Annotated in this window: 2 protein-coding genes and 1 pseudogene; 2 read left to right on the plus strand and 1 reads right to left on the minus strand. The window is 75.0% G+C overall.

The annotated features are described in order from the left end of the window. Nucleotides 1-657: response regulator transcription factor (locus ABYE80_RS20145; RefSeq protein WP_372792127.1), on the minus strand; the 657-nt coding region annotated here is incomplete at its 3' end. A 42-nt stretch (nucleotides 658-699) separates the two neighbouring features. Between ABYE80_RS20145 and ABYE80_RS20150 the strand changes: the two genes are divergently transcribed. Next, nucleotides 700-1,833 (plus strand): trypsin-like serine protease, encoded by a 1,134-nt coding sequence (locus ABYE80_RS20150; RefSeq protein WP_372792129.1) that lies wholly within the window; start codon nucleotides 700-702, stop codon nucleotides 1,831-1,833. Between the two features lie 42 nt (nucleotides 1,834-1,875). After that, nucleotides 1,876-2,168, plus strand: a pseudogene (locus ABYE80_RS20155) (phosphotransferase); the annotation flags it as partial.

Consider the following 2,168-nt stretch of genomic DNA (forward strand, 5'->3'; position numbering starts at 1 on the left):
GCGGTCCGCGGCGCGGTACCCGGCACCGCGGACCGTCTCGACGATGCCCGCGCCGAGCTTGCGTCGCAGGGCGCGGATGTGGACGTCGACGACGTTGGAGCTCGGTTCGGCCGCGTGGTCCCAGCAGTGCTCGAGCAGGGCATAGCGGTCGACGACGGCGCCATCGGCGAGCGCGAGGTGCTCGAGGACGGCGAACTCCTTGGACGTGAGGGGGACGAGGACGCCATCGTCCAGGACGCGCCGGCGACCGCGATCGATCTCCACCGTGCCGAGCCGCAGGACCTCCCGGGGAGCGAGCGGTGCGCGGCGCAGCAGGGCCTGCACGCGCGCCAGCAGCTCTGCTGCCGCGAACGGCTTGGTGAGGTAGTCGTCGGCGCCGGCTCCCAGCCCGTCGACGACCGCCTCGGTGCCGTCGAGCGCGGTCAGCACGATCACCGGCAGCGCCCGTCCCTCGCGCCGCCAGGCGGCGCACAGCTCCAGGCCGTCGCCGTCGGGCAGGCGTCGGTCCAGGACGCAGGCGTCGTACTCGTGCATGTCCGCGAGCAGCGAGGCCTGGGCGATCGACGGGGCGTGGTCACACGCGAAGCCTCCGGCGCGCAGCGTGCTCCCGACGGACCGCGCCAGCTCGGGTTCGTCTTCGACCAGGAGGATCCGCACGTCTTCATCTTCGCTTCATCGTGCACGTAGCACCATCGCCGCATGCGAACTTCCTCGACGGCACTCACCGTCCTCCTCGCGATCGCGGCCGTGCCGGGAGCGGCGCACGCGGCGACCGGCCCGACGCTGCGCGTGGCGGGCGGCGCCCCGGTGGCGTCCGTCTCGAGCCCGTGGACGGTGGCCCTGGTCAGCGCCGGGGAGCCCGCGGTGGACGGGCAGTTCTGCGGCGGCAGCGTCATCGGACCGCGCCACGTGCTGACGGCCGCCCACTGCGTGGCGGGCCTGAAGGCGTCGCGCATCACGGTGGTGTCGGGCCGCCCTCGCCTGTCCGACGAGTCGACCGGCCAGCGGACGGGAGTGGCGCGCATCGCCGTCGACCCCGAGTGGAACGACGCCACCGGGAGCGCCGACACCGCGGTGCTGACCCTGACGCGTGAGGTGGCGGCCCCGGCGGTGAGCCTGGCCCGGTCGGGTGACGGCGCCGGGACCCGCGCGGTGGTGTCCGGATGGGGACGGACCTCGGCGGACCCGGACGACGAGGGGTCCGACGTGCTGCGGGAGGTGGCCGTCACGGTGCGCAGCCATGGGGCCTGCCGCGCGTCCTACGGCGAGGACTACCGGCGCTCCGTGATGCTCTGCGCCGGCACCGCGAGGGCCGACGCGTGCGAGGGTGACTCGGGTGGTCCGCTGGTCGTCGCCGGGCCCGGCGGCCGCGCGGCGCAGATCGGGGTCGTGTCCTTCGGCGCCGACGAGTGCGCGACGGGCGATGCGCCCGGCATGTACACGCGGGTCAGTGATCGGGCGGCCTGGATCTCGCGGACGGCTGGGCTCGACGGGGGGGTCTCGACCCCGCAGCCGGCCGTCGGCGGGGCGCGACCGGCGCTCCTGAAGCGCGCGCGGTTCGGGCGGATCTGGTGCCCGGGGGCGCGGTGCAGCGTGGAGGTGCGGGTCAGCGACAGCGTCGGTGCCGTCCGCCTGGCGGTCCGGGCGCTGCGGCCTGCGTCGAGGAGTCGGGGCAGGGCGGACCGTCGGGTCGACGCCCGCAAGGTGGGCCGCGGGCGGTGGATCGCGTCGATCGACCTGCCGTACGGCCACGTGCGTCTGTCGGCGGTGGCGTTGCGCCCGGACGGTCGGCGCGCGGCCCGTCCGGCCCGCCTCGCGGTCCAGGTCGACTGAGCGCCTTGCGGACTCGACACCATGTCGGACATACTGTCGGACATGGACTCCGCCTCCGTCATCCGCACGCCCGACGACCTGACCGCCGAGTGGCTGTCCGCCGTCCTGCGGCGGCCCGGCCTGACCATCGACCGCACGGAGCGCATCGGCACCGGGCAGATGAGCCAGAGCCACCGCGTCACCTTCAGCGAGGGAGGCGGCGCCCCCGAGACCGTCGTGGTCAAGCTCGCCTCCGACGACCCGACCAGCCGCGCGACGGGCGTCGGCATGGGTGCCTACTACCGTGAGATCGCCTTCTACCGCCATCTCGCCGGGCGCATCGGCGGGCCGCTCCC

The sequence above is a fragment of the Paraconexibacter sp. genome (genome assembly GCF_041602235.1).
Lineage (GTDB): Bacteria > Actinomycetota > Thermoleophilia > Solirubrobacterales > Solirubrobacteraceae > Paraconexibacter.

Coding starts and splice junctions, on each gene's coding strand:
- ABYE80_RS20150 (WP_372792129.1), top strand. CDS start 700: ATGCGAACTTCCTCGACGGCACTCACCGTCCTCCTCGCGATCGCGGCC.